Below are 25,461 nucleotides of genomic sequence, written 5' to 3'. Positions count from 1 at the left end.
CCATAAAAAAAGAGGAGCAGTTGCTCCTCTTTTTTTGTTTTATTATTTTGCGGCTTTGGCTTTTTCTTCGGCCAATTGTTTGCGGGTCTTATACTTTTTTAAATATTCCCCTTTGGGTTTCCCGTCATCAAACGAACTAAACATTACCGGGAAAGCGGCATGATTACGAGCGTCTTCGTTTGACCAACCTTCATATTCTATGCGGTAAATGGCTGAGTAGATTTGGGCACGCCCAATTCCATGATAACAGTGAATCAATACCGGATAATTGTCCTGATTGTCCATGATTTTAAAAAATGAATCCAAGTTCTTTTGCTCCGGCACTTGGTCTGAACCATTGTTAAAATAATTCACGCCCGGAATTTTAGCTACCGCTTCTTTCTCTGCGGTCAACTCCGCGGGAATTTCAGGGTTATTCACATCATCTCCCGTACCCGGAAAACGCAAATCCACTATCGATTTGATATGGTATTTTTTCACATAATCGGCAATCTCATCCGGTGGAATCACCCCTGACTTGTATACTTTACCTTCAGTAATGGTCATAAAATTATGGTTGATGTGACGGTCATACAAATATTTCCCGGTACCTATCAACACCAATACTAAAACCACTATTCCAATTTTCTTTTTCATATTTTTTATTTTACCGTCGTTAGACGTTTATCTATTATTCGTTCCATGTAATCCTGAACAAAAGCCTTGCATCGCTGAGCAATCGCATCCATCTCCGGCGTTTTATGCTGGATCAAATTATGCTCCATGCCTTTATCTTCTTTAGCATAAAAACCAACTACATTTTTACCGTCAAAACAGCAAATGTAATTGCCTTCCATAAACTGATACACATTCTGCGAATACTTTACCACATAAGGAGGTACTTGTTTGTCGCTAATCAAACTCCTGCCCCAACTTCTGAATGGTTTTGGATAGCCTATCATATCCAACAGTGTCGGATAAATATCAATTTGCTGTGCCCAATCGGTATTCACTCCTTTGTATTTTTCATCCGGTGAAAAGAACAAAATCGGCACCGTATTGCGATTAAACTCTTTCAAGTATTCATCATAAGCCACGGTATTTCCGTGATCGGCAACCAATACAAAAATAGTGTTTTTATACCACGATTGCTTTTTGGCTTCGTTAAAAAAACGTTTTAAAGCATAATCGGTATAGCCGATACACTCGTTGATATTTACTTTTCCTTTCGGGAACTTCCCTGCATATTTGGCCGGTACTTTATAAGGTTCATGCGAAGAAACCGAAAACAAAGTAGCCATAAACGGCTGTTTCTTTTCCGTCAATGTTTTATTGAAATACTGAAAGAACGGTTCGTCCCAAATGCCCCAAACGCCGTCAAAATCAGCATCGTTATTATATTCGGTTTTACCGTAATAATGGTCGTAACCCAAAATGTTTCCAAACCCTAAGAAACCCATCGAACCATTAGGAGCCCCGTGAAAAAAGGAAGTATCATAGCCTTCACTTTTTAAAGTTGAAACCAGTGATTCTATTTTTTGTTTGGGATAAGGCGAAGAGGTAAAGGCATCTTTAAACGATGGAATTCCGGCAATAATTGAGGAAACCCCGTGTATCGATTTCCATCCGTTAGCATAGCCATTGGTAAAAATTAAACTGTGTTGCGCCAACGAATCCACAAACGGTGTGTAGCCTTCATAGTCCGGAATTTTGGTTCCTTTGTTAAACACACCACTATACTCGCGTCCAAAACTTTCCAGAATAAAAATCACTACATTCGGCTTAGTCTGCGGATTGTTTTTGTATTGCTTTATCGGAATCAACAACTTATCCACTTCCGCTTTAGGCATGTAATTTTCTTTTTTAAACGAATTGGTATTCCAAGTTCGGATAATGGCAAAAGGTGTATTCAATACTAAGTCTGCCTGAGACGAATTAGTCACATAACGGCTGGCATCCAAAATATTAATCGGTCGTGTACTTTTTTTGAAATCACCGCGAATACCGCCAATGCAAAGCGTTACTATCAATAAGAAATTGGCAATCGAAAAAGCGAAGTATTTAAAGTTAGTTTGTTCTTTTACCGGGTGGATTTTTGTTTTCTTATACAACAAAATCCAAATGTAACTCAATACAAAAAACAACAAGAACACATGCCAGTAATTTTGCAAGAAATTCAAGAACAATAATGATTTATTGCTTTCATTTTGTAACGTATCTAACGAGGCTCGCGTGCTTCGGTTGAAGGAATAGCGGTAGTAGATAAAATCAATAAAATTGGTCGCATACGCCAATAAATTGGTCGCAAAATAAAGCCAAAACAAAAACTTTTGGAATTTCTTTTTAGTATTCGAAACCAACGGCAGCACAGAAAGCAGGATGAACAATCCGTTGATGTAGAGTATGGTTGTGGTATCAAAAACCAATCCGTGGTAACACAATCTCAGGAAATCATAAACGCCGTCAACTTTGATTAAATTTTGGTTGTAAACAAAAAACAGTATCCGGGCAATAAAATAGAAAACATAGACTAATAAAATCCTGATGGCCAAAATTTTATACTCCGAAAACCTAGGGAATTTTTTCATACTGCTTCTAAAAATTACAGCTGCAAAACTACATATTTCGGGAATATGTTTTTTATATTTTGTGGTAATAATTGTGAATGCAACGAATATTATTTAATTTGCATTAAAATTTACGCCATGGCTCCAATTACCCGTCTTTTTGACTTTCCTTACCACCAACTTTCCAAAAACAATCTCGAAGGTTGTTTGGTCACAAAACACGATGGCGTTTGGGTCAAAACTTCTACTCAGGAGTACATTAACAAAGCCAACACTATTTCGAGAGCTTTAGTGCGATTGGGCGTTCAAAAGAATGACAAGATTGCCGTCATTTCTTCCAATAACCGAACCGAATGGCATATCATGGATATTGGAATTTTACAAGTTGGCGCGCAAAACGTACCGATTTATCCAACGATATCCGAAGACGATTACGAATACATCCTCAACCACAGTGAAGTCAAATATTGCATCGTTTCTGATGAAGAGGTATTGCAAAAAGTAAACCGCATCAAGGCTAAAGTTCCTTATCTTAAAGAAGTTTACTGCTTTAATGCCATAGAAAACTGCACCAATTGGAACACTTTGCTCGAATTGGGAAAAGACGAAAGCAATCAAGCTGAAGTAGAAGGAAGAAAACAAGCAGTTCAAGGTTCCGATTTAGCCACTATCATTTATACATCGGGTACTACCGGAAGACCAAAGGGTGTAATGTTGTCACACAACAATATCGTTTCGAATGTGCTGGACAGTGCCAATCGCATTCCGTTTGATGAAGGCAAAAGTATCGCGTTGAGTTTCTTACCGATTTGTCATATATATGAGCGCATGGTAACTTACATTTATCAATTCTATAGTTGCTCTGTTTATTTTGGGGAATCAATAGAAAAGATTGGCGACAACGTTAAGGAAGTAAGACCAACCGTAATGACCGGAGTACCGCGATTAACGGAAAAAGTATATGAAAAAATTATTGCCAAAGGCTCAGAGCTTACCGGACTAAAAAAGAAACTATTCTTTTGGGCGGTTCAGGTTGGAGAGCGTTACGAACCTTATGGTGTCAACGGCTGGTGGTATGAACTGCAGTTAAAAATAGCTCGTAAATTGATTTTCAGTAAATGGAAAGAAGGCTTAGGCGGACGATTGGATTTGATTGTTAACGGAAGTGCCGCCATGCAACCTCGATTGCTGCGAATTTTTGCTGCGGCCGAAATTTATATCATGGAAGGCTACGGCTTATCCGAAACCTCACCGGTGATTGCTGTAAATGATATGCGAAATCATGGTTTTAAGATTGGAACCGTCGGGCGTATCATTGACAATGTGGAAGTAAAAATTGCTGCCGATGGCGAAATTCTGTGCAAAGGTCCTAATGTGATGATGGGCTATTATAAAGATGAAAAACTAACCAATGAAGCTATCGTTGACGGTTATTTTCATACCGGTGATATTGGTGAAATTGACAGCGAAGGATTCTTAAAAATTACCGACCGTAAAAAAGAGATGTTCAAAACCTCGGGAGGTAAGTACATTGCTCCTCAACTACTTGAAAATGCCATGAAGCAATCCCGTTTTGTTGAGCAAATCATGGTCATAGGTGATGGCGAAAAAATGCCGGCTGCTTTTATCCAACCCAATTTTGCCTTTGTAAAAGAATGGGCTGCTTTACATAAAATGAATGTTGGTCAAACGAATGCCGAAATCAGTGCCAACCCAAAAGTTAAGGAACGTATTGAGCAGGAAGTAAATGAAATCAACAAAAAATTCGGGCATTGGGAACAAATCAAACGCATCGAACTCACCCCAGATGTTTGGTCAGTTGATGGCGGCCACCTCACGCCTACTATGAAACTGAAACGAAAAGCCGTAATGGAACTCTATAAAGATTTGTATCAAAAAATATACAACTAACCCATAAACCTTTGAGCCATGAGAATAAAACTAGTAATCAGCAGCATGTTAGTATTCATTTTATTTTCGAGCTGCAAAGAAAACAAGCAAGAGGACTCCATCAAAGCCAATTATCTTGATTATTCCAAAAGGGACGACCAAGCCACCGGAGGCATTAAGATGATTCCCATTACCACACCCATCGGTAAATTCAATGTTTGGACAAAACGGGTGGGCAACAATCCCAAAATAAAAGTGCTTTTACTACATGGCGGTCCGGGCGGTACCCATGAATTTTTTGAAAGCTTTGACGGTTTTTTTCCTAACGAAAGCATCGAATACATTTATTATGACCAGCTTGGTTCCTATTACAGCGACCAGCCTGATGACAAACGGCTTTGGACCAACGAACGTTTTGTGGAAGAAGTGGAGCAGGTTCGTAAAGCTTTGCATTTGGATAACACCAATTTTTATTTGATGGGGCAATCCTGGGGAGGGATTTTGGCGATGGAATATGCTTTGAAATACCAAAAAAACTTAAAAGGCTTAGTCATTGCTAACATGATGGCAAGTGCACCGGCCTATAACAAATATGCTGAGGAAGTATTAGGACCAATGTTGCCCAAAGCCGTATTTGACCAAATCAAAACCTTTGAAATGAATAAAGAGTATACCAATCCAAAGTATACCGAACTGCTGTTTAAGTATTACTATTCCGAACACATTTTAAGAAAACCGGTTGACCAATGGCCGGAATCCATCACTCGAGCTTTCAAGCATTTGAATCCGAATGTATACGTATACATGCAAGGCCCAAGTGAGTTTGGTATTACAGGAGATGCCACTTTAAAAAATTGGGATATTACTTCAAGATTAAAAACACTAACCATTCCCACCTTAGTCATTGGTGCCAAGTATGATACCATGGATCCAAAACACATGGAGTGGATTTCGAATGAAGTACAAAACGGTAACTTTTTATATTGTCCTAACGGCAGCCATTGCTCTCAATACGATGATCAGGAACATTATTTCCCAGGAGTGATTCGTTTCTTAAAAGAGGTTGATGCCGGAACATTTAAAGGCACAAAAAGTCACTTATTGCGATAAACGTTATTAACAATTCTATTTTTTAAATAGTTAACAATTAAACAGTTGTTAAATTATTACATTCTCAATATTTTAATACTTTTATTGCACTAACCAATAAAAACAGTTATTATGAATGTAAAAAACTTTATCGTCGGCGGAATTGTCGGTGGGATTGCAGACTTCTTAATGGGATGGCTTATCTATGGCATTTTACTTAAAGACACTTTTCCTAAACCGGAAGGAGCCGGCGCGGAAAATATGATGTTTATTTTCTTGGGTTGTATGTCTTTTGGTTTCTTAATTTCCTATGTATTTTCACGTGGTGAAGGAATAACCAGTTGTGTTCCCGGAATTAAAATGGCTCTGGGTATTGCTCTATTCATGGGGTTGTGCAATACTTTCTTTATGAATATGTATAAGGAAGCTATTGATTATAAACTAATGGGAATCGATATAGTAGCTTCGTTAGTATTAGCTACCGTTGTTGGGGCTTGCGTGGCCGTAGTCAATGGAAAAATGAAATAAACTCAATAACCAATTTTCATAGTGAAAAAACGCTCGGGATTAAGTTCTTGAGCGTTATTTGTTTGAGTACTAAAGTAATCATCTTACTACTTGTTTAGTACTCAATAATTATAATAATAGTAATAAGACTGTCTTTGAAAACGGTCTTTTTGTATAACAATCTGAATATTAAGTTCAAAAGTGGTAATAATAGAACATATTCAAATAGTTGTATAACAACTATACCTGTAAATATTATGACATTTATCCCTACAAATAAATCCTTCTTTCTAACCTCAAAAAAAGCAGAAGGGAATCTAATTAACTCTTAAAATTATAAATTATGAAAACAATTTCAAAACTTAGAATTGGTGCCTTGGTACTAACATTGGCTTGTACAACACCAACATTGGCCAGCGCCGTAACACCGGTAGCTACAGAAATTAGCAACTCACCATCAGAAGATGCTAAAACAGAAGTTTTGCTTAACCGTTTAAACGAAATCAAAGAGATGGACAAATCCAATTTATCCAGAACTGAGAGAAAAGCGTTGCGCAAAGAAGTTAAGGAAATCAAAGCCACTATGAAAGCTTCCGGTGGGGGTGTTTATCTTTCTGTTGGGGCAATTATTATAATCATTTTATTGTTGATTCTGATCTTATAAAATGTGAATCTTGAAACTTTCAAACTATATTTTGTAACAAAGTAACGCTGAAGATTTTTGAACTTTGTAATGTAATACTTTAACAACTTAAATACTTTAAAAATGAAAAAGATAGTCTTAATGCTCGCAGCCTTTTCGGCATTCGCAATTACATTCTATTCTTGTAGTAGCGATGACAGCTCCTCTTCAGGAAATTACACCTATAAAGTTCGTATGACTGATGCTCCGGGACCTTACAGTGAAGTAAATGTAGATATACAAAGTGTTCAAGTTATTGGCACTAACGGGCAAGCCGTAACGCTCAATACGAATGCCGGAATTTATAATTTATTAGATTTCACAAACGGTGTCGATACCCTAATTGCTTCCAGTACATTAAGCAGTGCCGAAGTAAGTCAGATAAGATTGATTTTAGGTTCCAACAACACGGTAGTTCTTGACGGGGTTAGTTATCCGCTTAGCACTCCCAGTGCTGAACAATCAGGGCTGAAATTATTGGTAAACCAAACCTTAGAAGCTGATGTTGACAACAGTATACTTATTGATTTTGATGCTAACACCTCTGTGATACAAACCGGAAACGGTACCTATAAACTAAAACCGGTATTGAGAACTGTGGTTACAGCAATCACCGGAAACATTGAAGGAAATATTACCCCGGTCGGTACTTTAGCCATGGTGAGCGCTACGTCAACTGCTAATATTGAGTATACCTCGAATGTAGATGCTAACGGTGATTTCAAAATTACCGGTTTACCTCCCGGAACTTATACTGTTACCATAACACCGCTATTACCTTTACTACCGGTAGTACAAACCAATGTTGTAGTACAAGCCGGGGTTAGCACCGATATTGGTTTAGTCACTTTTTAGAGTTTAACAAACTCATACGATAATAATTTTTGTTCTTGAATGTTGAAAAGAGATTGTCAGATATAATGGGTACTAAGAGTAAAAGTGGGGTATAGCTGAATGTATTGTCCTCAAAGATTAAACTAGTTATATCCGGATTATAAAATTAGCTGCCAACTATTACTGAACAATCTCTTTTCTTTTCAAAAACGTTCATGACAAAAAAAGAAACGCTGTTTGCCTCAAAAACAAAAGCGGTAAAAGCACCTATACGCTGGTGCTTTTTTTAATCTATAAACTATATAGTGCCTTATATTATGAAAAGAGCATACCTCCATATTGAGCGAAATTTTGAAAAACTGTCTTCCATAGCCACTAAAGTTTTAGGAAATTCAATTACGTTCCTCTTAGCATTGTTCTTGGTTCTTTTTTGGTGGACAACCGGTTTATTTAAAACAAACGATTGGCATGAAAATATTGGCGACTTTATTTTTGGTACTACCTTCCTGAGTTTATTTATCATCCAAAAATCATTCAATCGATATTCAGCCCTTGTACATTTAAAAATGAACGAATTAATTTCCTCCCACGAAACGGCCAACAATGCTGTTATAGACGACTCAGAAAAGACAGAACACGAAATAAGAAAGCTTTCTAAAGAATATATTGAATCTGAGCCAATTAATGGTAGTGTTGAAAATCATGATATTGATTTAAGCGAAAGGAAAGTGTGAATCGTATAATTCCTATTTTTAATTATGTAAGAAAGAATAGTGTACAAAAATGTACCTTTAGTTGACGTTAAATTAATTCAGTAACCACTAAAAAAATATGCTATGAACAACTTACTTTATACTATTGCCGTAATACTAATTATTTTATGGGCCATTGGCTATTTTGCCTACAGCGCAGGTCAACTTATCCACATTTTATTGATAATAGCCATTATAGCTATCATACTCCGATTGATTCAAGGAAAGAAACTATAATCAACAAATCCATCAAATGCAAAACGTCTCCTAACAGAGGCGTTTTTTTTATAAAAAAATTTAAATTTATTATGCGTGCATAATATTTATTTTGTATCTTTGGTTTTCTTATTCATTAGGTATGAAAGATAAAACAATTGATTATATACTCCGTGCTACCTGGCAAGCCGTTGCCCGAATGTACAACGAAGAAGCTTCTAAATTTGAAGGTTCGATGGCCATCGGTTTTTCTTTGCTCAGTATCGACAAAGAAGACGGCACCCCATCCACGGCTATTAGCAATCGCATGGGAATGGAACCAACCAGCTTAACCCGAACCTTAAAAACTTTAGAAGAAAAAGGGTTAATCCTAAGAAAGAAAAACCCTGATGACGGTCGCGGTGTTTTAATTTACTTAACCGATTTAGGCAAGGAAAAAAGAGAACTCTCTAAAACAACAGTAATCAAATTTAATGAAATCATCAAACAAAATGTTCCTGATGAAAAACTCCAACACTTCATCGAAGTAGCCGAAATCATCAACGAATTAATTTCGGAGAAAAAGATATTTTAAAAAAAACTGAGAAAAGATACTGACCAAACTGTAACAAATAAGTCAATCCTCTTTTCACTTTAAAAAACAACATATGAAACGAATAATCAAAAAAGTGGCTGTCGTAGGTTCAGGAATCATGGGTTCAGGGATTGCGTGTCATTTTGCTAACATTGGGGCAGAAGTTTTGCTTTTAGACATTGTGCCCAATGCACTGACGGAAGCCGAAGAAAAAAAAGGGCTCACTCTCGAAAGTAAAATCGTTCGCAACCGCATCGTTAATGACCACCTTGCCAATGCGCTGAAATCAAACCCCTCTCCTATTTACAGTCAAAAATTTGCCAGCAGAATTACCACAGGAAATACTACGGATGACATGGCCAAAATAGCCAATTACGATTGGATTATTGAAGTCGTAGTAGAACGTTTAGATATTAAAAAATTAGTCTTTGAACAAATAGATCAATACCGTAAACCCGGTTCATTGGTTACTTCTAATACTTCGGGTATTCCAATAAAATTTATGAGCGAAGGAAGAAGCGATGATTTCCAAAAACATTTTTGTGGGACTCATTTCTTCAATCCTGCCCGTTACCTAAAGTTGTTTGAAATCATTCCTGGTCCCCAAACAGCGGCCGAAGTATTAGATTTTTTATTTGATTATGGTTCAAAATATTTAGGTAAAACCTCAGTCGTTGCTAAAGACACGCCGGCGTTCATCGGCAACCGTATTGGTATTTTCGGCATTCAAAGTTTATTCCATTTGGTAAAAGAAATGGACTTAACCATTGAAGAAGTAGATAAACTTACCGGTCCGGTAATAGGTCGCCCAAAATCGGCTACATTCAGAACGGTAGATGTCGTTGGTTTAGACACTTTGGTACACGTTGCCAATGGTTTGTATGAAGGTTGCCCAAATGATGAGGCGCATAACTTATTCAAGTTACCGGATTTCATAACCAAAATGCTCGAAAATAAATGGCTCGGCAGCAAAACCGGTCAGGGCTTCTATAAAAAAGTAGATAAAGATATTTTGTCTTTAGACTTAAATACGTTGGAATACCGTCCGGCTAAGAAAGCGTCTTTCGCTACACTAGAGTTAACCAAAACCATCGACAAACCTATTGATCGTTTCAAAATTTTAGTCAAAGGAAAAGACAAAGCCGGTGATTTTTACAGAAAGAATTTCTCAGCCATGTTTGCCTATTGCTCTAATCGTGTTCCTGAAATCACTGACGACTTCTACAAAATTGATGACGCCATGAAAGCCGGCTTCGGTTGGGAAAATGGTCCGTTCGAAATTTGGGACGCTATCGGCGTGGCCAAAGGAATCGAATTAATGCAGGCCGAAGGATATCAACCGGCAGCTTGGGTAAACGAAATGTTCGCTTCGGGAAGTACCAGTTTCTATACTGTGAAAGAAGGAGCTACTTACTATTATAACATTCAAACCAAATCACAAACCAAAGTTCCGGGACAAGACAGTTTTATCATTCTGAATAATATTCGCGAAAGCAAAAAAGTTTGGAGCAACAGCGGAACGGTACTCCACGACTTAGGTGATGGCATTTTAAACTTAGAATTCCAATCCAAAATGAATACCATTGGTGGTGATGTTTTGGCCGGAATCAACAAAGCCATCGACTTAGCCGAAAGAGAATACAACGGTTTAGTTATTGGAAATCAAGGGGCTAATTTTTCAGTCGGTGCCAATATTGGTATGATTTTCATGATGGCGGTCGAACAAGAATATGACGAATTAAACATGGCTATCAAAATGTTCCAGGATACTATGATGCGGGTACGCTATTCGGCTATTCCGGTCATTGTTGCTCCTCATGGAATGACATTAGGTGGTGGTTGTGAAATGACGCTTCACGCCGATCGAGTTGTAGCCGCTGCTGAGAGTTATATTGGCTTAGTAGAATTTGGTGTAGGTGTAATTCCGGGTGGTGGTGGTTCCAAAGAAATGGCTCTCCGCGCTTCCGATTTATTCCATAAAAATGACGTTGAATTAAATGTATTGCAAGAATATTTTCTGGCTGTAGCCATGGCAAAAGTTTCTACTTCTGCTTATGAAGCTTTTGATACCGGAGTATTGCAAAAAGGGAAAGATATAGTTGTGGTTAACAAAGACCGACAAATTGCAGTAGCCAAACAAGTCGCGCTACAAATGGCCGAACAAGGCTACACCCAACCTATTCGCAGAACTGATGTTAAAGTACTGGGTAAGCAAGCTTTGGGTATGTTCTTAGTGGGTACTGACCAAATGGTGGCCGGTCAATACATTTCGGAACACGATCAAAAAATTGCCAACAAACTGGCCTATGTAATGGCGGGTGGCGATTTATCCGAACCTACATTGGTAAGTGAACAGTATTTATTGGACATCGAAAGAGAAGCCTTTTTATCACTTTGTACCGAAAGAAAAACATTGGAGCGCATCCAATTTATGTTAACCAAAGGGAAACCTTTAAGAAACTAAAATTATGAAAACAGCCTATATAGTAAAAGCATACCGAACTGCCGTGGGCAAAGCGCCCAAAGGAGTTTATCGTTTCAAAAGACCCGATGAGCTGGCCGCCGAAACCATACAGTTTATGATGAATGAACTGCCTGATTTTGATAAAACCCGCATCGATGACGTGATGGTAGGCAATGCCATGCCTGAAGCCGAACAAGGATTAAATGTGGCCCGTTTAATCTCGTTAATGGGATTAAAAGTGACCGATGTTCCCGGGGTAACGGTGAATCGTTATTGCGCTTCCGGATTGGAAACCATCGCTATGGCCACAGCTAAAATTCAAAGTGGTATGGCCGATTGTATCATTGCCGGTGGAGCCGAAAGCATGTCATTCATTCCGATGGGTGGCTATAAACCAACACCTGATTATGGTGTGGCGGCAGAAGGTCACGAAGATTATTATTGGGGCATGGGATTAACCGCAGAAGCTGTGGCCAAACAATTTAATGTATCCCGTGAAGACCAAGATGAATTTGCCTTCAATTCGCATAAAAAAGCATTACAAGCGCAAGCCGACGGAAAGTTTGACAAACAAATCGTTCCGATTACTATTGAACAAACTTTTATTAATGAAAACGGGAAAAAAGAAACCAAATCATATGTTGTTTCCAAAGACGAAGGGCCGAGAGCCGGAACTTCTACAGAAGCTTTGGCAGGATTAAAACCTGTCTTTGCGGCCGGAGGAAGTGTGACTGCCGGAAATTCATCCCAAATGAGTGACGGTGCCGCTTTTGTTTTAGTGATGAGCGAGGCCATGGTAAAAGAATTAAATCTCACCCCTATCGCCCGAATGGTGAGCTATGCCGCTGCCGGGGTTGAACCTAGAATCATGGGTATAGGTCCTGTGAAAGCCATTCCGAAAGCCTTAGCACAAGCCGGTTTAAAATTAAATGGCATCAACCTTATCGAATTAAACGAAGCTTTTGCTTCACAAGCTTTAGCAGTAACACGTGAATTAGGAATCAATCCTGACATTATTAATGTTAATGGCGGTGCGATTGCTTTAGGACATCCACTAGGTTGCACCGGAGCTAAATTATCGGTCCAATTATTTGACGAAATGAAAAGACGCGGCGACAAATACGGCATAGTATCCATGTGCGTCGGAACCGGACAAGGAGCGGCAGGAGTATACGAATTAATATAATCAACCAACTATAAAAAAAATAAAGCCATGAGCGATATCACCAGAGGAGGACAATTCCTCGTAAAAGAAACTAAGTGCGAAGACATCTTCACTCCGGAAGATTTCTCAGAAGAACAAATCATGATGCGCGATTCGGTTAAAGAATTCGTAGACAAAGAAATATGGCCTAATAAAAATCGCTTCGAAAGCAAAGACTATGCATTCACTGAAGAGTGTATGAAGAAAGCCGGAGAAATGGGCTTCCTTAGTGTAGCCGTTCCCGAAGCTTATGGCGGTATGGGAATGGGATTCGTTGACACTTGCTTGGTCTGCGATTATATTTCGGGCGCAACCGGCTCGTTTTCTACTGCTTTTGGGGCGCATACCGGAATCGGAACTATGCCTATTACACTTTACGGAACCGAAGAGCAAAAACAAAAATACGTACCCAAATTAGCTTCCGGCGAATGGTTTGGGGCTTATTGTTTGACCGAACCGGGCGCTGGCTCTGATGCCAACTCGGGAAAAACTAAGGCTGTTTTATCAGAAGACGGAAAATATTATAAAATCACCGGAGGTAAAATGTGGATATCCAATGCCGGGTTTTGCTCGCTTTTTATAGTATTTGCCCGAATAGAAGATGATAAAAATATTACCGGATTCATTGTAGAAAATGATCCGAGTAATGGTATCACCATGAATGAAGAAGAACACAAATTAGGGATTCGTGCCTCGTCTACCCGTCAGGTTTTCTTTGCCGACACTAAAGTTCCGGTTGAAAACATGTTAGCGGGACGTGGTGAAGGATTCAAAATTGCTATGAATGCCTTGAATGTGGGACGAATCAAATTAGCCGCGGCTTGTTTGGATGCCCAACGTCGAGTGACCACCAATGCAGTTCATTATGCCAATGAAAGAATACAATTCAATACACCGATTGCTAATTTTGGTGCTATCCGTTATAAATTAGCTGAAATGGCTACTTCTGCGTATGCCGGAGAAAGTGCAACATACAGAGCCGCCAAAGACATTGAAACCCGTATAAAATTACGCGAAGCAGAAGGAGCTACGCATCAGGAAGCAGAATTAAAAGGCGTGGAAGAATTTGCCATAGAATGTTCTATTCTAAAAGTAGCCGTTTCCGAAGACGTTCAAGACTGTGCCGATGAAGGCATTCAAATTTATGGCGGAATGGGATTTTCGGAAGATACTCCTATGGAAAGCGCTTGGCGTGACGCCCGAATTGCTAGAATTTACGAAGGAACAAACGAAATCAATAGAATGTTATCGGTAGGAATGCTGATTAAAAAAGCCATGAAAGGGCATGTTGATTTGTTAGGTCCGGCCATGAAAGTTCAGGAAGAACTGATGGGAATTCCATCTTTTGACACTCCTGATTATTCAGAATTATTTTCAGAAGAAAAAGAAATGATCGCTAAATTGAAAAAAGCGTTCCTTATGGTAGCCGGTGCTGCTGTTCAAAAATTCGGAATGGATTTAGATGCACACCAACAGCTATTAATGGCTGCTGCCGATATGCTGATAGAAATTTACATTGCGGAAAGTACCCTTTTAAGAACTGAAAAATTAGCCAAAAAAGAAGGGCAAGACAAAGTACAAGAACAAATTGCCATGGCTAAACTATACTTATACAAAGCGGTAGATGTAGTGACATTAAAAGGAAAGGAAAGTATTATCTCTTTTGCCGAAGGCGACGAACAACGCATGATGTTAATGGGATTGCGTCGTTTTACCAAATATACTAATATGCCTAATATAGTAGGTTTAAGAGAAACGATTACCACTAAACTGGTAGCGAAAAATAGTTATTGCTTCTAAATTTTTAGTTATTTTAATTGTTGAAAAACCATTCATAAATCATGGATGGTTTTTTTTTTACAATAACAAATCTTTATAAAGTTAAAGAACTGTTAAAACTTTAACAGTTTTAACACCTTCTTATAAAAAACATTTTTCTACATTTGATATAAATACCTCCTCTATCTTACCCCCGATAGTTAGTTGATAAATAAAATTTAGTTAAAACTATATAGGACAAGTATGACATCAAAGGAAATGGAAGAACTGGAGCTCTTAAAAAAAATTAAAGAAATCTCCGATTACAAATATGCTCTGGACGAATCTTCAATTCTAGCCATTACAGATCAAAAAGGAACCATAACCCATGTTAATGACAATTTTTGTAAAATCTCAAAGTATACGCGTAAAGAACTTTTAGGTCAGGATCACCGTATCATCAATTCGGGCTATCATACCAAGAAATTTATTCAGGAACTTTGGAGAACAATTGCTCAGGGAAAAGTTTGGAAAGGTGAATTAAAAAACAGAGCTAAAGACGGTACACCGTATTGGGTAGATACCACTATTGTCCCTTTTTTGAATGAACAAGGAAAGCCTTATCAATATGTTGCCATACGCTCCGATATAACCGAAAGAAAAAATGGTGAAGAAGAATTACTAAAAAGATTAAAAGAAATATCCGATTATAAATATGCTCTAGATGAATCTTCAATCGTAGCTATTACTAATCAAAAGGGGATTATTACCCATGTAAATGATAATTTTTGTAAAATATCAAAATATTCTAGAGCAGAGTTGTTAGGACATGACCATCGCATTATCAATTCCAGTTATCATCCCAAAGAATTTATTAAAACTCTATGGACCACTATTGCTAAAGGAAAAGTATGGAAAGGAGAATTAAAAAACAAGGCAAAAGATGGTACCTATTACTGGGTTGACACCACTATAGTTCCGTTTTTGAATGAAAACGGAAAACCATATCAATATGTAGCCATCCGCTCTGATATAACAGAACGCAAAAAGGGAGAGGAAAAAATAGCCAAAATGCTAATCAATGCGGAACATCAAAACAAACAATTGGTAGATTTTTGCAACATTGTTTCTCACAATCTTAGAGCTCCATTAGTCAATATTTCTATGCTGCTTGATTATGTGGAAGAAAGTGACGATGAGCAAGAAAAAAGTGAAGTATTGGCCAAAATAAAACCGGTTGTCAATCATCTGAACGGTATATTTGATGAACTGGTAGAATCACTTCAAGTTCGGCAAGATCTTGATGTAGAATCAACTAAAATTAATTTAAAAGACAACCTAAATAAAATCTTAATAGGGTTTGCTACACAAATTAATTCCTGTAAAGCGGCTATTACCTTCAATTTTGATGAAGCCCCTTATGTTTTTTATCCTCAACGTTATATCAACAGTATACTAACCAATCTGGTTAGCAATGCTTTAAAATACAAATCCCCTGAAAGAGATCTTATCTTAAAAATTGAATCAAAAAAACAAATAACAGTATTATACTCTCGGTAAAAGACAATGGTCTCGGTATAGATTTGGAAATGCACAAAGACAACATTTTCAAAATCCGAAAAGTATTTCACAAGCATCCTGATGCCCGAGGATTTGGACTATTTATGACCAAAACCCAAGTGGAATCTATGGGAGGCAGAATATGGATAGAAAGCATTCCTAATAAAGGTAGCACATTTTTTATTGAATTTAACAACTGAATCATATGAGAAATATTGAAATTTTAGCATTGGTAGACGACGATGATACTTTCATTTTTGTTACCAAAAAAATTATTGAAAAAACCAATCACGTAAAAGAAGTGAAAGTCTTTAATAACGGGCTGGATGCTTTAGATTTTTTAAAAGAAAATTTAAAACATTCAAGCCGTTTACCAGAGGTTATTTTTTTAGATCTGTCAATGCCTATCATGGATGGCTGGCAATTCCTTAATGAGTTTGTAAAAATGGAAACTGAATACACTAAAAAAATCACTATTTATGTATGCTCTTCTTCTATTTCACCACACGATATCAGTAGAGCCAAAAGTATTAGCGCTGTGAGTGACTTTATTATAAAGCCGATTACAAAAGATAAATTTTCCGAAATTATACTTCAATTATAAAGGTAACTTAAAATTAGTTTTTTAACACTAAAAAATAGCGTAAGAAAAATACATTATTTTATTTAATTCATTCATTATTAAAAGGGTAAAGCTTACAATTTTAATCACTTTATTAACATTTTTAAAATAATTGTTAATAAAATATAGTAGTTTAGTCACCGCTATAATTCTTACTATCCTACTATATGAAAAAATTAGCACTACTCTCGTTTTTATTATTTTCCATTTTTAGTATTGGCAAAACAAGGTATTCTGTTTCGACGGACACTATTTGGTATGATTGTGATTATAAAATTACAACCAAAGAAAATGCGGCAATCTACAAGATACGCCCCTATATTATAAAAGACCGCTACATTCATGTCTATTATAATAAATTAACCCACAAAAACAGTTTGATATCCTACAGTTTAGATTTATACGATTCAAAGCTGGAAGGCAAAAGAACCTACTACTTTGATAATGGCAATGTGAACTATGTGATTAATTACAAAAACAATGTAAAAGAAGGACCTTATATCGAATACTATGATAATGCCAAAGTATACGTGCAAGGAGAATTCCGTCAGGATAAAAAAGAAGGGCCGTTTATCATAAAAAACAAAGACGGTTCCATTTTTGGCAAAGAATATTGGACCAATGGGGTAAAAACCAACAAACCCACTAAAGCAAAACCCTTATCGAACAAGGCAGTTGCGAATCGATAATAAGTAAAACAGTTTATTCATAAGAGAAACCATCCAAGAACATTGGGTGGTTTTTTTCTAAATTTAGTATCAGTAAAAATAGCTTACTACTGATTTACTTTTTTTTTGTAACTTTCATTACTAATCTATTAAAACACATTATCATGAAAAAGATAATCTTATTACTTGTTGTTACCTTTGGGGTAGCTTCGTGTAAAGATGTAGCCGCCGAAAAGGCCGCTCAGGAAAAAGCAAAGCAAGCTACTGTCGACTCGATGAAATTGGTTATGGAAAAACAAAGAGCCATAGATTCGATGAAAACAGTAATGGCAGAACAGGAGGCCCGACAACAGCAAGCTTCTTTAAGTAGTACTGCAACTACCCCTCAAAAAAAAGGAATGAGTAATACCGCCAAAGGCGCTTTGATTGGTGCCGGTGTAGGCGCTGTAACCGGTGCAGTTGTTTCTAAAAAGAAAGGGGAAGGAGCAATAATTGGTGGTTTGGCCGGAGCCGCTGTAGGTGCTGGTACAGGGGCAGTCATCGACTCGAAAAAGAAAAAATAAAACTATAGTAAACAAAAAAGGCGCTCATTAAAGCGCCTTTTTTTATTTAATCATCTAAGTAATTTAAAAGCTAATAAGCCAGCAAGTCCAGCAAGGTACTTTCAAAACGTTCTTTAGGCAAATACTGATCTTCCAATGCTTTTACAAATGGAATAGCCGTTTCCAAACTACCAACTCTACGTACCGGTGCATCCAGATGTTCAAAGCATTGCTCCATAATCATCGAAGCAATATCACTGGCTACTCCGCCAAACAAAGAATCTTCTTGAAGAATAATCACTTTATTGGTTTTCTTAACCGAAGCAAAAATAGTCTCCGTATCGAGCGGTTGCAAGCTGCGCAAATCAATTAAATCGGCGCTGATGTTCGTATGTTTCGCTAAAGTTTCCAAAGTCCAGTGTACTCCGGCTCCAAAAGAAATAATCGTTACATCGTTTCCTTCTTTCAACAAAGCCGCTTTTCCAAAAGGAATGGTATAATAATCAGCCGGCACATCTTGGTAAACACTTCTGTATAACTGTTTGTGTTCAAAATACATTACCGGATTTGGATCGTTAATGGCGGTATTCAACAAACCCTTCGCATCATACGGAAATGCCGGATAAACCACTTTTAACCCCGGAGTTTTAGTAAACCAAGCTTCATTAGTTTGCGAGTGAAACGGTCCGGCCTGAGTACCACCACCGCAAGGCATACGCACTACTACATCGGCTTTCTCGTTCCAACGATAATGTTGTTTGGCCAGCAAGTTCACAATTGGATTAAAACCCGAAGAAACAAAATCAGCAAACTGCATTTCTACAATTGCTTTATGTCCATTTATCGATAAGCCGTTAGCGGCAGAAACCACCGCGCTTTCACAGATGGGTGTATTGCGAACTCGGTCTTTACCAAATTGGGCTACAAAACCATCCGTAATTTTAAAGGCGCCGCCATATTCGGCTATATCTTGCCCCATGATTACCAAGTTATCGTGTCGTTCCATGGATTGGCGTAAAGCATTAGAAATTGCATCAACCATACGGATATTTTCAACAGCTTCACCATGAGGTATAGCTTCAAAATCATACGGTTCATACATATCGTTGAGTTCTTCCGCTAAATCCGCTTCACATTCCGGTTCTGCTTGGGTAATAGCCCAGTGTTCGTCTATTTCGGCTTTAATAGCGGTCTTTAGTTTTTCATCTTCTTCCTCAGACAGCACACTTATTTCCAACAAGTACTTTCTGTAATTTGAAATAGGGTCTTTGACAGCCCACATATCCATCAATTCCTGCGGAACATATTTAGTACCACTCGCCTCTTCGTGCCCACGCATACGGAACGTTTTAAATTCTAATAAAACCGGGCGAGGATTCTCAAACATAGAAGCTTTCAACTCAGCAATCTTGGTAAAAACATCTAATATATTGTTTCCGTCAATGATATGACTTTCCATACCATACCCTTTGCCTTTATCGGCTAAGTTTTCACAACGGTATTGCTCATTGGTTGGGGTAGATAATCCATAACCATTATTTTCGATAACAAATAATACCGGTAAATCCCATACAGCTGCAATATTCAACGCTTCGTGAAAATCTCCTTCTGAAGTAGCTCCTTCTCCGGTAAATACAGCGGTTACTTTACCGTTCTTTTTTAATTTATTAGCCAAAGCAATTCCATCGGCTACACCCATTTGTGGACCCAGATGCGATATCATGCCTATGATTTTGAATTCTTGTGTACCAAAGTGAAATGAACGGTCACGCCCTTTAGTGAAACCGGTTTTCTTACCTTGCCATTGCGAGAACAAACGGTGCAACGGAATGTCTCTTCCGGTAAATACGCCCAAGTTTCTGTGCATGGGTAAAATGTATTCGTCTTTGTCTAAAGCCGCAGTAATCCCTACCGATATAGCTTCCTGCCCAATACCTGAGAACCATTTAGACACTTTCCCCTGACGTAGCAGGATAAGCATTTTTTCTTCTATCAGTCTGGGTTTAAGCAGTCTTTTATATAAATCTACTAGTTGAACATTGGATAATTCTTTTCTGTCGAAATTCATCTTGTTTGCTGTATTATAAAGTCGCCCAAAAGTACTAAAAAGTGTTTAGTTATTTGACAAGAGTTTTAAAAATAGCGACCGAAAAATAAAGCTAAGAAAACAGAAATCAGTCAACTCACTATCAGTCACTTTACTAATCCAAAAGATAGCCGAATTGTTAATAACTTTGATTTTTTATATTTAAATAATCGTTACATTTGTAGTTATGGTTGGCATTTTTCCAACTTAAGTTATTAACAAAAAAGTTTTAGTATGCAACAAATTCCAAGTGTTGACTTACGTGATTTCCTGTCGGATGATCCGGCACGTAAACAAAAATTTGTAAATGAAATCGGAAGAGCTTATGAAGACATTGGCTTCGTGGCGTTAAAAGGTCATTTTTTAGATGACAAATTGGTAGGAGACTTATATTCAGAAGTGCGCAACTTCTTCGCTCTCCCTCTGGAAACCAAAGCAAAATACGAAATTCCAGGCATTGGCGGACAACGTGGTTATGTTTCTTTTGGTAAAGAACATGCCAAAGGACGTTCGGCCGGTGATTTGAAAGAGTTTTGGCATTTTGGACAATACGTTAGCGAAGGGTCGAAGTACGCTCATGAGTATCCTGACAATGTAACCGTATCAGAACTACCTCATTTCAACGAAGTAGGTAAAGAAGCCTACAGAATGCTTGAAAAAACAGGTATTTATGTATTGAGAGCTTTAGCGCTTTACATAGGTTTGGACGAGTTTTATTTTGATAACTACATCAAAGACGGTAACAGCATCCTGAGACCTATCCACTACCCACCTATCACTGATGAACCAAAAGACGGAGCCGTACGTGCTGCCGCTCATGGCGATATCAATTTGATTACTTTATTGATGGGAGCGCAAGGCAAAGGATTACAGGTGCAAAATCACAACGGCGACTGGATTGATGCTATGGCACAACCTGATGAGTTGATGATTAATGTAGGTGACATGCTTTCACGCCACACCAACAACAAATTGAAATCTACTATTCACCAAGTGGTGAATCCCCCAAGAGAATTATGGGGCACTTCCCGTTTTTCTATTCCGTTCTTTATGCACCCGGTGAGCGACATGCCACTAAATTGTTTAGAAAAATGTATTGATGCTGATCATCCGAAAGGATTTGAAGACATTACTGCAGGCGAATACCTTGACGAAAGATTAGTAGAACTAGGACTTAAAAAGTAAAGGTTAATTCAATAATTTTATTAAAGACATTGAGTTTGCGCTCAATGTCTTTTTGATTTTTTATAAATTATAATGGACTTACAGGAACAATTAAAAAAACTCTTTCCGGACCACGAACCAATTCAGGAACAAGAAGAAGCGGTTGCCGAAAATCATGAGCTCTTTATTCAAAAAGAACCCATGATTTGCAAATATGAAAAACGAAAAGGCAAACCCACCACCATCATCGAAGGCTATGAAGGCAGCGATGAAGATTTCAAAGTTTTAGCCAAAGAAATAAAGACTAAGCTCAGTGTAGGCGGTACTTTTAAAGACGGTGCCATCATCATTCAAGGAGATTACCGCGATAAAATAATGAATATATTATCCGCTAAAGGATTTAAAACAAAACGCGTTGGCGGCTGATTATCAAACAGAACATAAAACCAATAATTAAAATAGAACAATGATACAATCATCAGAATTAATATTAAACCCTGACGGCAGCGTCTATCACTTAAATTTAAAACCCGAACATATTGCTCACGACATCATTTTTGTGGGAGATCAAAACCGAGTAGAAAAAATTACACAGTTCTTTGACAGCGTAGAATTTTCTACACAAAAACGCGAATTCAAAACCCAAACCGGTTATTTCAAAGGCAAAAAAATGACCGTAATGTCAACCGGAATCGGACCGGATAATATCGACATCGTGATGAACGAATTGGATGCCTTAGTTAATATCGACTTAGCAACCCGTAAACCAAAAGAAAATCTAACCAAACTAAACATCGTTCGTATAGGAACTTCGGGTTCTTTACAAGCCGGCATTCCTTGTGACAGCATGGTAATGAGTAAATATGGTTTAGGACTTGACAACATGCTTCGCTCCTACTTAATTGAGGATATTTCAGAAAAAGCAATGGAAGATGCCTTCATAGCCCAAACCAATTGGGACTTAAGAAAAGGACGTCCATACGTAATTACTTGCTCTGAAACTTTAGAAAAAAGACTGGAAAGCGATAAAATATTCAAAGGGTTTACCGGAACGGCCGGAGGTTTTTACGGACCACAAGGAAGAGTACTTCGCTTAGAAATTCAAGATCCGGGGTTAAATGCTAAAATGGACAGCTTTGAATTTGAAGGCATCAAAATGACCAATTTGGAAATGGAAACCGGTGCTATTTATGGCTTGGGTAAACTATTAGGCCATGAATGTTTATCGCTGAATGCCATCATTGCCAACCGTGCTAGCGGAACTTTCAGTGAAGACCCATACAAAGCTGTTGATGCTTTAATCGCGTATGCTTTAGATAAATTGGCGGAATAATTTTAGAAGCTATTTCCCGCTATACGTTGCAATCTTTGTCCTGAAAAAGTTCAGCACAAAGGATTTCCACTGCTATCGGGGCTAAAAAAAATGAACTTACAACTGGAAACCAACCGTTTGTTACTTCGCCCGTTAGAGCTGTCTGATGTGGACGCTTTTTTTGCTATGAACAACAATCCAGATGTCAATGCCTATTTAAGAAATCCATTAACAACAAGAGTCGAAGTCGAACAGTATGTTCAGAAAATCATCAACGAGTATCAAAAAAATGGAATGGGCAGGTTTGCTGTTATTTTGAAAGAAACAAATAAACTTATTGGATTTTCAGGTTTAAAATTCAGAGCTACAGCTGAAAACAACCATATTGATTTTTATGATTTAGGCTATCGGTTTGGGAAAGAATATTGGCGAAAAGGTTTTGCCACTGAAGCGGCACGGGCTTGGCTAGATTACGGGTTTAACACTATGAAACTATCCACTATTTATGCCTGCGCCGTGAGCGACAATAGTGGTTCTAATATCGTTTTAAAAAAACTTGGCTTTGAATTTATGAATGACTATATCACTTATAATTCATTGCACAGTTGGTATAAATTTGACAAACAAAAATTTAGTTAATGAACTTAATCATTGAAACTGAACGTCTCCTGCTTCGCCCTTTTAAACACTCCGATGCCGAAGCTATGTTTGCTTTAGATAGCAACCCTAAAGTACATTTATACTTAGGAAATAACCCTGTGACTGCTATAGAACAGTGTTATGGGTATATCGAGAGCATTCGAAATCAATACAGCAGCAACGGTATTGGCCGTTTTGTTGTTGAGTTAAAAGACACCCAAGAAGTAATCGGCTGGGCCGGATTGAAATTCATCACCGAAGAAGAAAACAATCATGTCAACTTTTATGATATCGGGTACCGTCTACAGGAAAAACACTGGGGTAATGGCTATGCCTTTGAAGCGGCTCAGGCATGGTTAAAGTATGCATTTCAGGAAATGAAAATCCCTATGCTATACGCCATGGCTCATGTTGACAATACCGGTTCCAATCGCATCTTGCAAAAACTGGGGATGCAACAAAAAAATCAATATACCGATGATGGTATTACGTGTTATTGGTATGAATTAAAAAATAATACACTATCCACATGAAAACCGTAAAAATAGCGGGCGTTCCCGAACATTTCAATTTACCTTGGCATCTTTGCATAGAGGGAGGCGAATTTGAGCAAGCAGGCATCGATTTACAATGGACCAATATTCCCGAAGGAACCGGCAAAATGTGCCAAATGCTTCGCAATGGTGAAACTGATATGGCAGTTATCCTAACCGAAGGTATAGTAAAAGATATTGTTGGCGGCAATCCGAGCTCCATTGTTCAGGTGTATGTGGAAAGTCCTTTGATATGGGGAATTCACGTTGCAGCTGCGTCTAATTATAAAACTATAACCGATTTAGAACACACCAAAGTAGCCATTTCACGCTATGGCTCAGGTTCGCATTTGATGGCCTATGTTAACGCCCGAAACCAAAACTGGAATACGGAACAATTGCAGTTTGAAACCGTAAATACAATTGACGGCGCTGTTGAGGCCTTGACCCATGGAGTTGCTGATTATTTTATGTGGGAACGTTTTATGACCAAACCGTTGGTAGACAAAGGTGTTTTCCGACGTGTGGCCGATTGTCCTACTCCTTGGCCTTGTTTCGTAATTGCCGTTCGAAATACTTTTTTAGAAGAAAACTTTCAAACCGTTGATCTTATTCTCGATATCATCAACAATACAACAGTGGATTTTAAAGACATTCCCAGTATTGACAGAACATTGGCCTCAAAATACCATCAAAAATCAGAAGACATTCAAGAGTGGTTATCCTTAACCAAATGGTCGCAAAAACCATTGGAGGAAAATGTGTTAAACAAAATTCAAAATCAGCTGTTTGACCTCAAAATTATCGATAAAAAAGGTACTTTTGCTACCATAGTAAAAGCCGTTTAGCTTTTATTGTCAGCACTATGATAAAATTAGGAAAGGGTACTTATCAGCAACTGAAAGAAAAATTCAGGATAAAAAGTCCTTGGGATTTGATTATCATTTTTGCACTGAATATCCTGATTACCATTCCGGTTTTTATCATTGCCCATCAAAATCTCATCACACTGGATTGGGCACATCATATTGACCGAATCTTATTGTTCTTGCTCATTCTTTTTATATTCCAAGTGATATTAAGAGCCATGAGAAGAATAACACTCATTTCGGTTATTCTGTATCTAATCATCCTTGTCATTGGTACTTTATTCGGCGATTACACTTTTCAAACCGTTTTTGAAGATTATCGCTCTATGATTTATACGATGAATGATGACCCTTACCCACAGGATATTATCATTTCAAAATTATTACCGTTCCCCAACAAATCAAAGATTATCGACGCCGTTGAATATCAAAACCCCAAAGTGCGTGACTTTGCAATTATGGCTATCAATAAACATTTCAAACATGTGAAAGGCTACAATGAAGATTGGACCCTTATTCAATCGTTTGCTATTTTTAAGGAAATCAACAGCCGGTGGAATTATGTGAGTGATCCAAAAGGACATGATTACATTGCCAAAGCTACTGAGTCTTTAAAATACCTTTCAGGCGATTGTGATGATCATTCGGTATTAATGGCTGCCTGCATCAAAGCTATTGGTGGCACCACAAGATTAATTCATACCAAAGGACATATCTATCCTGAGCTGTACATTGGAACCAAAAAAGATTTAGAACGCATTAATTATGCTATCAAAAAAGAGTTATTCCCAACAGAGAGCAAAGGAAAAAAAATCCACTATCATATTGATGAACGGGGCAAAATTTGGCTAAACTTAGACTACACAGCCAAATATCCGGGTGGCCCGTTTATGCATGAAGAAATATTGGGAGCATTGACTTTGGACTAATTTCTTCGATTAAATTAACTA

General features: G+C 37.8%; 26 protein-coding genes. 23 read left to right on the top strand and 3 right to left on the bottom strand.

Features of this window, described 5'->3' with window-relative positions:
* Nucleotides 1-42: 42 nt before the first annotated feature.
* Both GUU89_RS10030 and GUU89_RS10025 read right to left on the bottom strand, forming a co-directional pair.
* Nucleotides 43-636, bottom strand: coding sequence for a dual specificity protein phosphatase family protein (locus GUU89_RS10030; RefSeq protein ID WP_162127784.1), 594 nt, complete (start codon nt 634-636; stop codon nt 43-45).
* A 5-nt stretch (nt 637-641) separates the two neighbouring features.
* Entirely contained in the window at nt 642-2,567 is a 1,926-nt protein-coding gene (locus GUU89_RS10025) for an LTA synthase family protein (protein WP_162127783.1), read from the bottom strand.
* 117 nt (nt 2,568-2,684) lie between these two features.
* Between GUU89_RS10025 and GUU89_RS10020 the strand changes: the two genes are divergently transcribed.
* The 16 genes from GUU89_RS10020 to GUU89_RS09945 all read left to right on the top strand — a co-directional run bounded on the left by GUU89_RS10020 (nt 2,685) and on the right by GUU89_RS09945 (nt 17,929).
* Complete coding sequence (locus tag GUU89_RS10020; RefSeq protein WP_162127782.1) at nt 2,685-4,457, top strand: AMP-dependent synthetase/ligase; 1,773 nt, start codon at nt 2,685-2,687, stop codon at nt 4,455-4,457.
* A gap of 18 nt (nt 4,458-4,475) precedes the next feature.
* Nucleotides 4,476-5,546 carry a proline iminopeptidase-family hydrolase gene (locus GUU89_RS10015; protein ID WP_162127781.1) on the top strand — a complete coding sequence of 357 codons (1,071 nt, stop codon included), beginning with the start codon at nt 4,476-4,478 and terminating at the stop codon, nt 5,544-5,546.
* 111 nt (nt 5,547-5,657) lie between these two features.
* The gene (locus tag GUU89_RS10010; protein ID WP_162127780.1) at nt 5,658-6,053 is read left to right on the top strand and encodes a hypothetical protein; all 396 of its coding nucleotides are present in this window, start codon (nt 5,658-5,660) and stop codon (nt 6,051-6,053) included.
* Between the two features lie 322 nt (nt 6,054-6,375).
* The gene (locus GUU89_RS10005; RefSeq protein WP_162127779.1) at nt 6,376-6,696 is read left to right on the top strand and encodes a hypothetical protein; all 321 of its coding nucleotides are present in this window, start codon (nt 6,376-6,378) and stop codon (nt 6,694-6,696) included.
* A gap of 102 nt (nt 6,697-6,798) precedes the next feature.
* On the top strand, nt 6,799-7,569 hold the full coding sequence (locus GUU89_RS10000; RefSeq protein ID WP_162127778.1) for a DUF4382 domain-containing protein: 771 nt from the start codon (nt 6,799-6,801) through the stop codon (nt 7,567-7,569).
* 296 nt (nt 7,570-7,865) lie between these two features.
* Nucleotides 7,866-8,282 carry a low affinity iron permease family protein gene (locus GUU89_RS09995; RefSeq protein WP_162127777.1) on the top strand — a complete coding sequence of 139 codons (417 nt, stop codon included), beginning with the start codon at nt 7,866-7,868 and terminating at the stop codon, nt 8,280-8,282.
* 102 nt (nt 8,283-8,384) lie between these two features.
* Nucleotides 8,385-8,537 carry a lmo0937 family membrane protein gene (locus GUU89_RS09990; protein WP_162127776.1) on the top strand — a complete coding sequence of 51 codons (153 nt, stop codon included), beginning with the start codon at nt 8,385-8,387 and terminating at the stop codon, nt 8,535-8,537.
* Nucleotides 8,538-8,658: 121 nt separating this feature from the next.
* Nucleotides 8,659-9,090 carry a MarR family winged helix-turn-helix transcriptional regulator gene (locus GUU89_RS09985; protein ID WP_162127775.1) on the top strand — a complete coding sequence of 144 codons (432 nt, stop codon included), beginning with the start codon at nt 8,659-8,661 and terminating at the stop codon, nt 9,088-9,090.
* A 73-nt stretch (nt 9,091-9,163) separates the two neighbouring features.
* The gene (locus tag GUU89_RS09980) at nt 9,164-11,554 is read left to right on the top strand and encodes a 3-hydroxyacyl-CoA dehydrogenase/enoyl-CoA hydratase family protein (RefSeq protein ID WP_162127774.1); all 2,391 of its coding nucleotides are present in this window, start codon (nt 9,164-9,166) and stop codon (nt 11,552-11,554) included.
* 4 nt (nt 11,555-11,558) lie between these two features.
* Nucleotides 11,559-12,740 carry an acetyl-CoA C-acyltransferase gene (locus GUU89_RS09975; protein WP_162127773.1) on the top strand — a complete coding sequence of 394 codons (1,182 nt, stop codon included), beginning with the start codon at nt 11,559-11,561 and terminating at the stop codon, nt 12,738-12,740.
* Between the two features lie 27 nt (nt 12,741-12,767).
* A complete protein-coding gene (locus tag GUU89_RS09970) occupies nt 12,768-14,558 on the top strand; it encodes an acyl-CoA dehydrogenase family protein (RefSeq protein WP_162127772.1) in 1,791 nt (596 codons plus the stop codon).
* Nucleotides 14,559-14,780: 222 nt separating this feature from the next.
* On the top strand, nt 14,781-16,076 hold the full coding sequence (locus GUU89_RS09965; RefSeq protein ID WP_162127771.1) for a PAS domain-containing sensor histidine kinase: 1,296 nt from the start codon (nt 14,781-14,783) through the stop codon (nt 16,074-16,076).
* A 29-nt stretch (nt 16,077-16,105) separates the two neighbouring features.
* Nucleotides 16,106-16,276, top strand: a complete 171-nt coding sequence (locus GUU89_RS15420) for an ATP-binding protein (protein ID WP_394350912.1) — start codon at nt 16,106-16,108, stop codon at nt 16,274-16,276.
* Nucleotides 16,277-16,281: 5 nt separating this feature from the next.
* The gene (locus GUU89_RS09955; protein ID WP_162127770.1) at nt 16,282-16,680 is read left to right on the top strand and encodes a response regulator; all 399 of its coding nucleotides are present in this window, start codon (nt 16,282-16,284) and stop codon (nt 16,678-16,680) included.
* 185 nt (nt 16,681-16,865) lie between these two features.
* Complete coding sequence (locus GUU89_RS09950; protein ID WP_162127769.1) at nt 16,866-17,387, top strand: toxin-antitoxin system YwqK family antitoxin; 522 nt, start codon at nt 16,866-16,868, stop codon at nt 17,385-17,387.
* A 143-nt stretch (nt 17,388-17,530) separates the two neighbouring features.
* Nucleotides 17,531-17,929 carry a glycine zipper family protein gene (locus GUU89_RS09945; protein WP_162127768.1) on the top strand — a complete coding sequence of 133 codons (399 nt, stop codon included), beginning with the start codon at nt 17,531-17,533 and terminating at the stop codon, nt 17,927-17,929.
* 70 nt (nt 17,930-17,999) lie between these two features.
* Here the strand turns inward: GUU89_RS09945 and GUU89_RS09940 are convergent, their stop codons facing one another.
* Nucleotides 18,000-19,976, bottom strand: coding sequence for an alpha-ketoacid dehydrogenase subunit alpha/beta (locus GUU89_RS09940; protein ID WP_162127767.1), 1,977 nt, complete (start codon nt 19,974-19,976; stop codon nt 18,000-18,002).
* 252 nt (nt 19,977-20,228) lie between these two features.
* On the opposite strand from GUU89_RS09940, the gene GUU89_RS09935 reads away from it, so the two are divergent.
* The 7 genes from GUU89_RS09935 to GUU89_RS09905 all read left to right on the top strand — a co-directional run bounded on the left by GUU89_RS09935 (nt 20,229) and on the right by GUU89_RS09905 (nt 25,440).
* Entirely contained in the window at nt 20,229-21,179 is a 951-nt protein-coding gene (locus GUU89_RS09935; RefSeq protein ID WP_162127766.1) for an isopenicillin N synthase family dioxygenase, read from the top strand.
* Between the two features lie 72 nt (nt 21,180-21,251).
* Complete coding sequence (locus GUU89_RS09930; protein ID WP_162127765.1) at nt 21,252-21,584, top strand: translation initiation factor; 333 nt, start codon at nt 21,252-21,254, stop codon at nt 21,582-21,584.
* Between the two features lie 40 nt (nt 21,585-21,624).
* Nucleotides 21,625-22,491: a nucleoside phosphorylase gene (locus tag GUU89_RS09925; RefSeq protein WP_162127764.1), complete on the top strand. Its 867-nt coding sequence runs from the start codon at nt 21,625-21,627 to the stop codon at nt 22,489-22,491.
* Between the two features lie 90 nt (nt 22,492-22,581).
* Nucleotides 22,582-23,109, top strand: a complete 528-nt coding sequence (locus GUU89_RS09920) for a GNAT family N-acetyltransferase (RefSeq protein ID WP_162127763.1) — start codon at nt 22,582-22,584, stop codon at nt 23,107-23,109.
* Entirely contained in the window at nt 23,109-23,642 is a 534-nt protein-coding gene (locus GUU89_RS09915; RefSeq protein ID WP_162127762.1) for a GNAT family N-acetyltransferase, read from the top strand. The genes GUU89_RS09920 and GUU89_RS09915 overlap by 1 nt, the downstream gene beginning before the upstream one ends.
* Nucleotides 23,639-24,490, top strand: coding sequence for a substrate-binding domain-containing protein (locus GUU89_RS09910; protein WP_162127761.1), 852 nt, complete (start codon nt 23,639-23,641; stop codon nt 24,488-24,490). The genes GUU89_RS09915 and GUU89_RS09910 overlap by 4 nt, the downstream gene beginning before the upstream one ends.
* A 17-nt stretch (nt 24,491-24,507) precedes the next feature.
* A complete protein-coding gene (locus tag GUU89_RS09905; protein ID WP_162127760.1) occupies nt 24,508-25,440 on the top strand; it encodes a transglutaminase domain-containing protein in 933 nt (310 codons plus the stop codon).
* Nucleotides 25,441-25,461: the final 21 nt, after the last annotated feature.

Source organism: Flavobacterium phycosphaerae (assembly GCF_010119235.1).
Taxonomy (GTDB): domain Bacteria; phylum Bacteroidota; class Bacteroidia; order Flavobacteriales; family Flavobacteriaceae; genus Flavobacterium; species Flavobacterium phycosphaerae.
The sequence above is the reverse complement of the archived record's forward strand: the minus strand, read 5'-3'. Positions and strand labels throughout refer to the sequence as shown.

Excerpts from the sequence above, each read along its gene's own strand:
- GUU89_RS09920 (WP_162127763.1), top strand. The coding sequence starts at position 22,582 with ATGAACTTACAACTGGAAACCAACCGTTTGTTACTTCGCCCGTTAGAG.
- GUU89_RS09915 (WP_162127762.1), top strand. The coding sequence starts at position 23,109 with ATGAACTTAATCATTGAAACTGAACGTCTCCTGCTTCGCCCTTTTAAA.
- GUU89_RS10030 (WP_162127784.1), bottom strand. The coding sequence starts at position 636 with ATGAAAAAGAAAATTGGAATAGTGGTTTTAGTATTGGTGTTGATAGGT.
- GUU89_RS09935 (WP_162127766.1), top strand. The coding sequence starts at position 20,229 with ATGCAACAAATTCCAAGTGTTGACTTACGTGATTTCCTGTCGGATGAT.
- GUU89_RS10025 (WP_162127783.1), bottom strand. The coding sequence starts at position 2,567 with ATGAAAAAATTCCCTAGGTTTTCGGAGTATAAAATTTTGGCCATCAGG.
- GUU89_RS09990 (WP_162127776.1), top strand. The coding sequence starts at position 8,385 with ATGAACAACTTACTTTATACTATTGCCGTAATACTAATTATTTTATGG.
- GUU89_RS10000 (WP_162127778.1), top strand. The coding sequence starts at position 6,799 with ATGAAAAAGATAGTCTTAATGCTCGCAGCCTTTTCGGCATTCGCAATT.
- GUU89_RS09980 (WP_162127774.1), top strand. The coding sequence starts at position 9,164 with ATGAAACGAATAATCAAAAAAGTGGCTGTCGTAGGTTCAGGAATCATG.
- GUU89_RS09975 (WP_162127773.1), top strand. The coding sequence starts at position 11,559 with ATGAAAACAGCCTATATAGTAAAAGCATACCGAACTGCCGTGGGCAAA.
- GUU89_RS09945 (WP_162127768.1), top strand. The coding sequence starts at position 17,531 with ATGAAAAAGATAATCTTATTACTTGTTGTTACCTTTGGGGTAGCTTCG.
- GUU89_RS09955 (WP_162127770.1), top strand. The coding sequence starts at position 16,282 with ATGAGAAATATTGAAATTTTAGCATTGGTAGACGACGATGATACTTTC.
- GUU89_RS09930 (WP_162127765.1), top strand. The coding sequence starts at position 21,252 with ATGGACTTACAGGAACAATTAAAAAAACTCTTTCCGGACCACGAACCA.
- GUU89_RS15420 (WP_394350912.1), top strand. The coding sequence starts at position 16,106 with ATGCACAAAGACAACATTTTCAAAATCCGAAAAGTATTTCACAAGCAT.
- GUU89_RS09965 (WP_162127771.1), top strand. The coding sequence starts at position 14,781 with ATGACATCAAAGGAAATGGAAGAACTGGAGCTCTTAAAAAAAATTAAA.
- GUU89_RS10005 (WP_162127779.1), top strand. The coding sequence starts at position 6,376 with ATGAAAACAATTTCAAAACTTAGAATTGGTGCCTTGGTACTAACATTG.
- GUU89_RS09985 (WP_162127775.1), top strand. The coding sequence starts at position 8,659 with ATGAAAGATAAAACAATTGATTATATACTCCGTGCTACCTGGCAAGCC.
- GUU89_RS09905 (WP_162127760.1), top strand. The coding sequence starts at position 24,508 with ATGATAAAATTAGGAAAGGGTACTTATCAGCAACTGAAAGAAAAATTC.
- GUU89_RS10010 (WP_162127780.1), top strand. The coding sequence starts at position 5,658 with ATGAATGTAAAAAACTTTATCGTCGGCGGAATTGTCGGTGGGATTGCA.
- GUU89_RS09910 (WP_162127761.1), top strand. The coding sequence starts at position 23,639 with ATGAAAACCGTAAAAATAGCGGGCGTTCCCGAACATTTCAATTTACCT.
- GUU89_RS10015 (WP_162127781.1), top strand. The coding sequence starts at position 4,476 with ATGAGAATAAAACTAGTAATCAGCAGCATGTTAGTATTCATTTTATTT.
- GUU89_RS09925 (WP_162127764.1), top strand. The coding sequence starts at position 21,625 with ATGATACAATCATCAGAATTAATATTAAACCCTGACGGCAGCGTCTAT.
- GUU89_RS09970 (WP_162127772.1), top strand. The coding sequence starts at position 12,768 with ATGAGCGATATCACCAGAGGAGGACAATTCCTCGTAAAAGAAACTAAG.
- GUU89_RS10020 (WP_162127782.1), top strand. The coding sequence starts at position 2,685 with ATGGCTCCAATTACCCGTCTTTTTGACTTTCCTTACCACCAACTTTCC.
- GUU89_RS09950 (WP_162127769.1), top strand. The coding sequence starts at position 16,866 with ATGAAAAAATTAGCACTACTCTCGTTTTTATTATTTTCCATTTTTAGT.
- GUU89_RS09995 (WP_162127777.1), top strand. The coding sequence starts at position 7,866 with ATGAAAAGAGCATACCTCCATATTGAGCGAAATTTTGAAAAACTGTCT.
- GUU89_RS09940 (WP_162127767.1), bottom strand. The coding sequence starts at position 19,976 with ATGAATTTCGACAGAAAAGAATTATCCAATGTTCAACTAGTAGATTTA.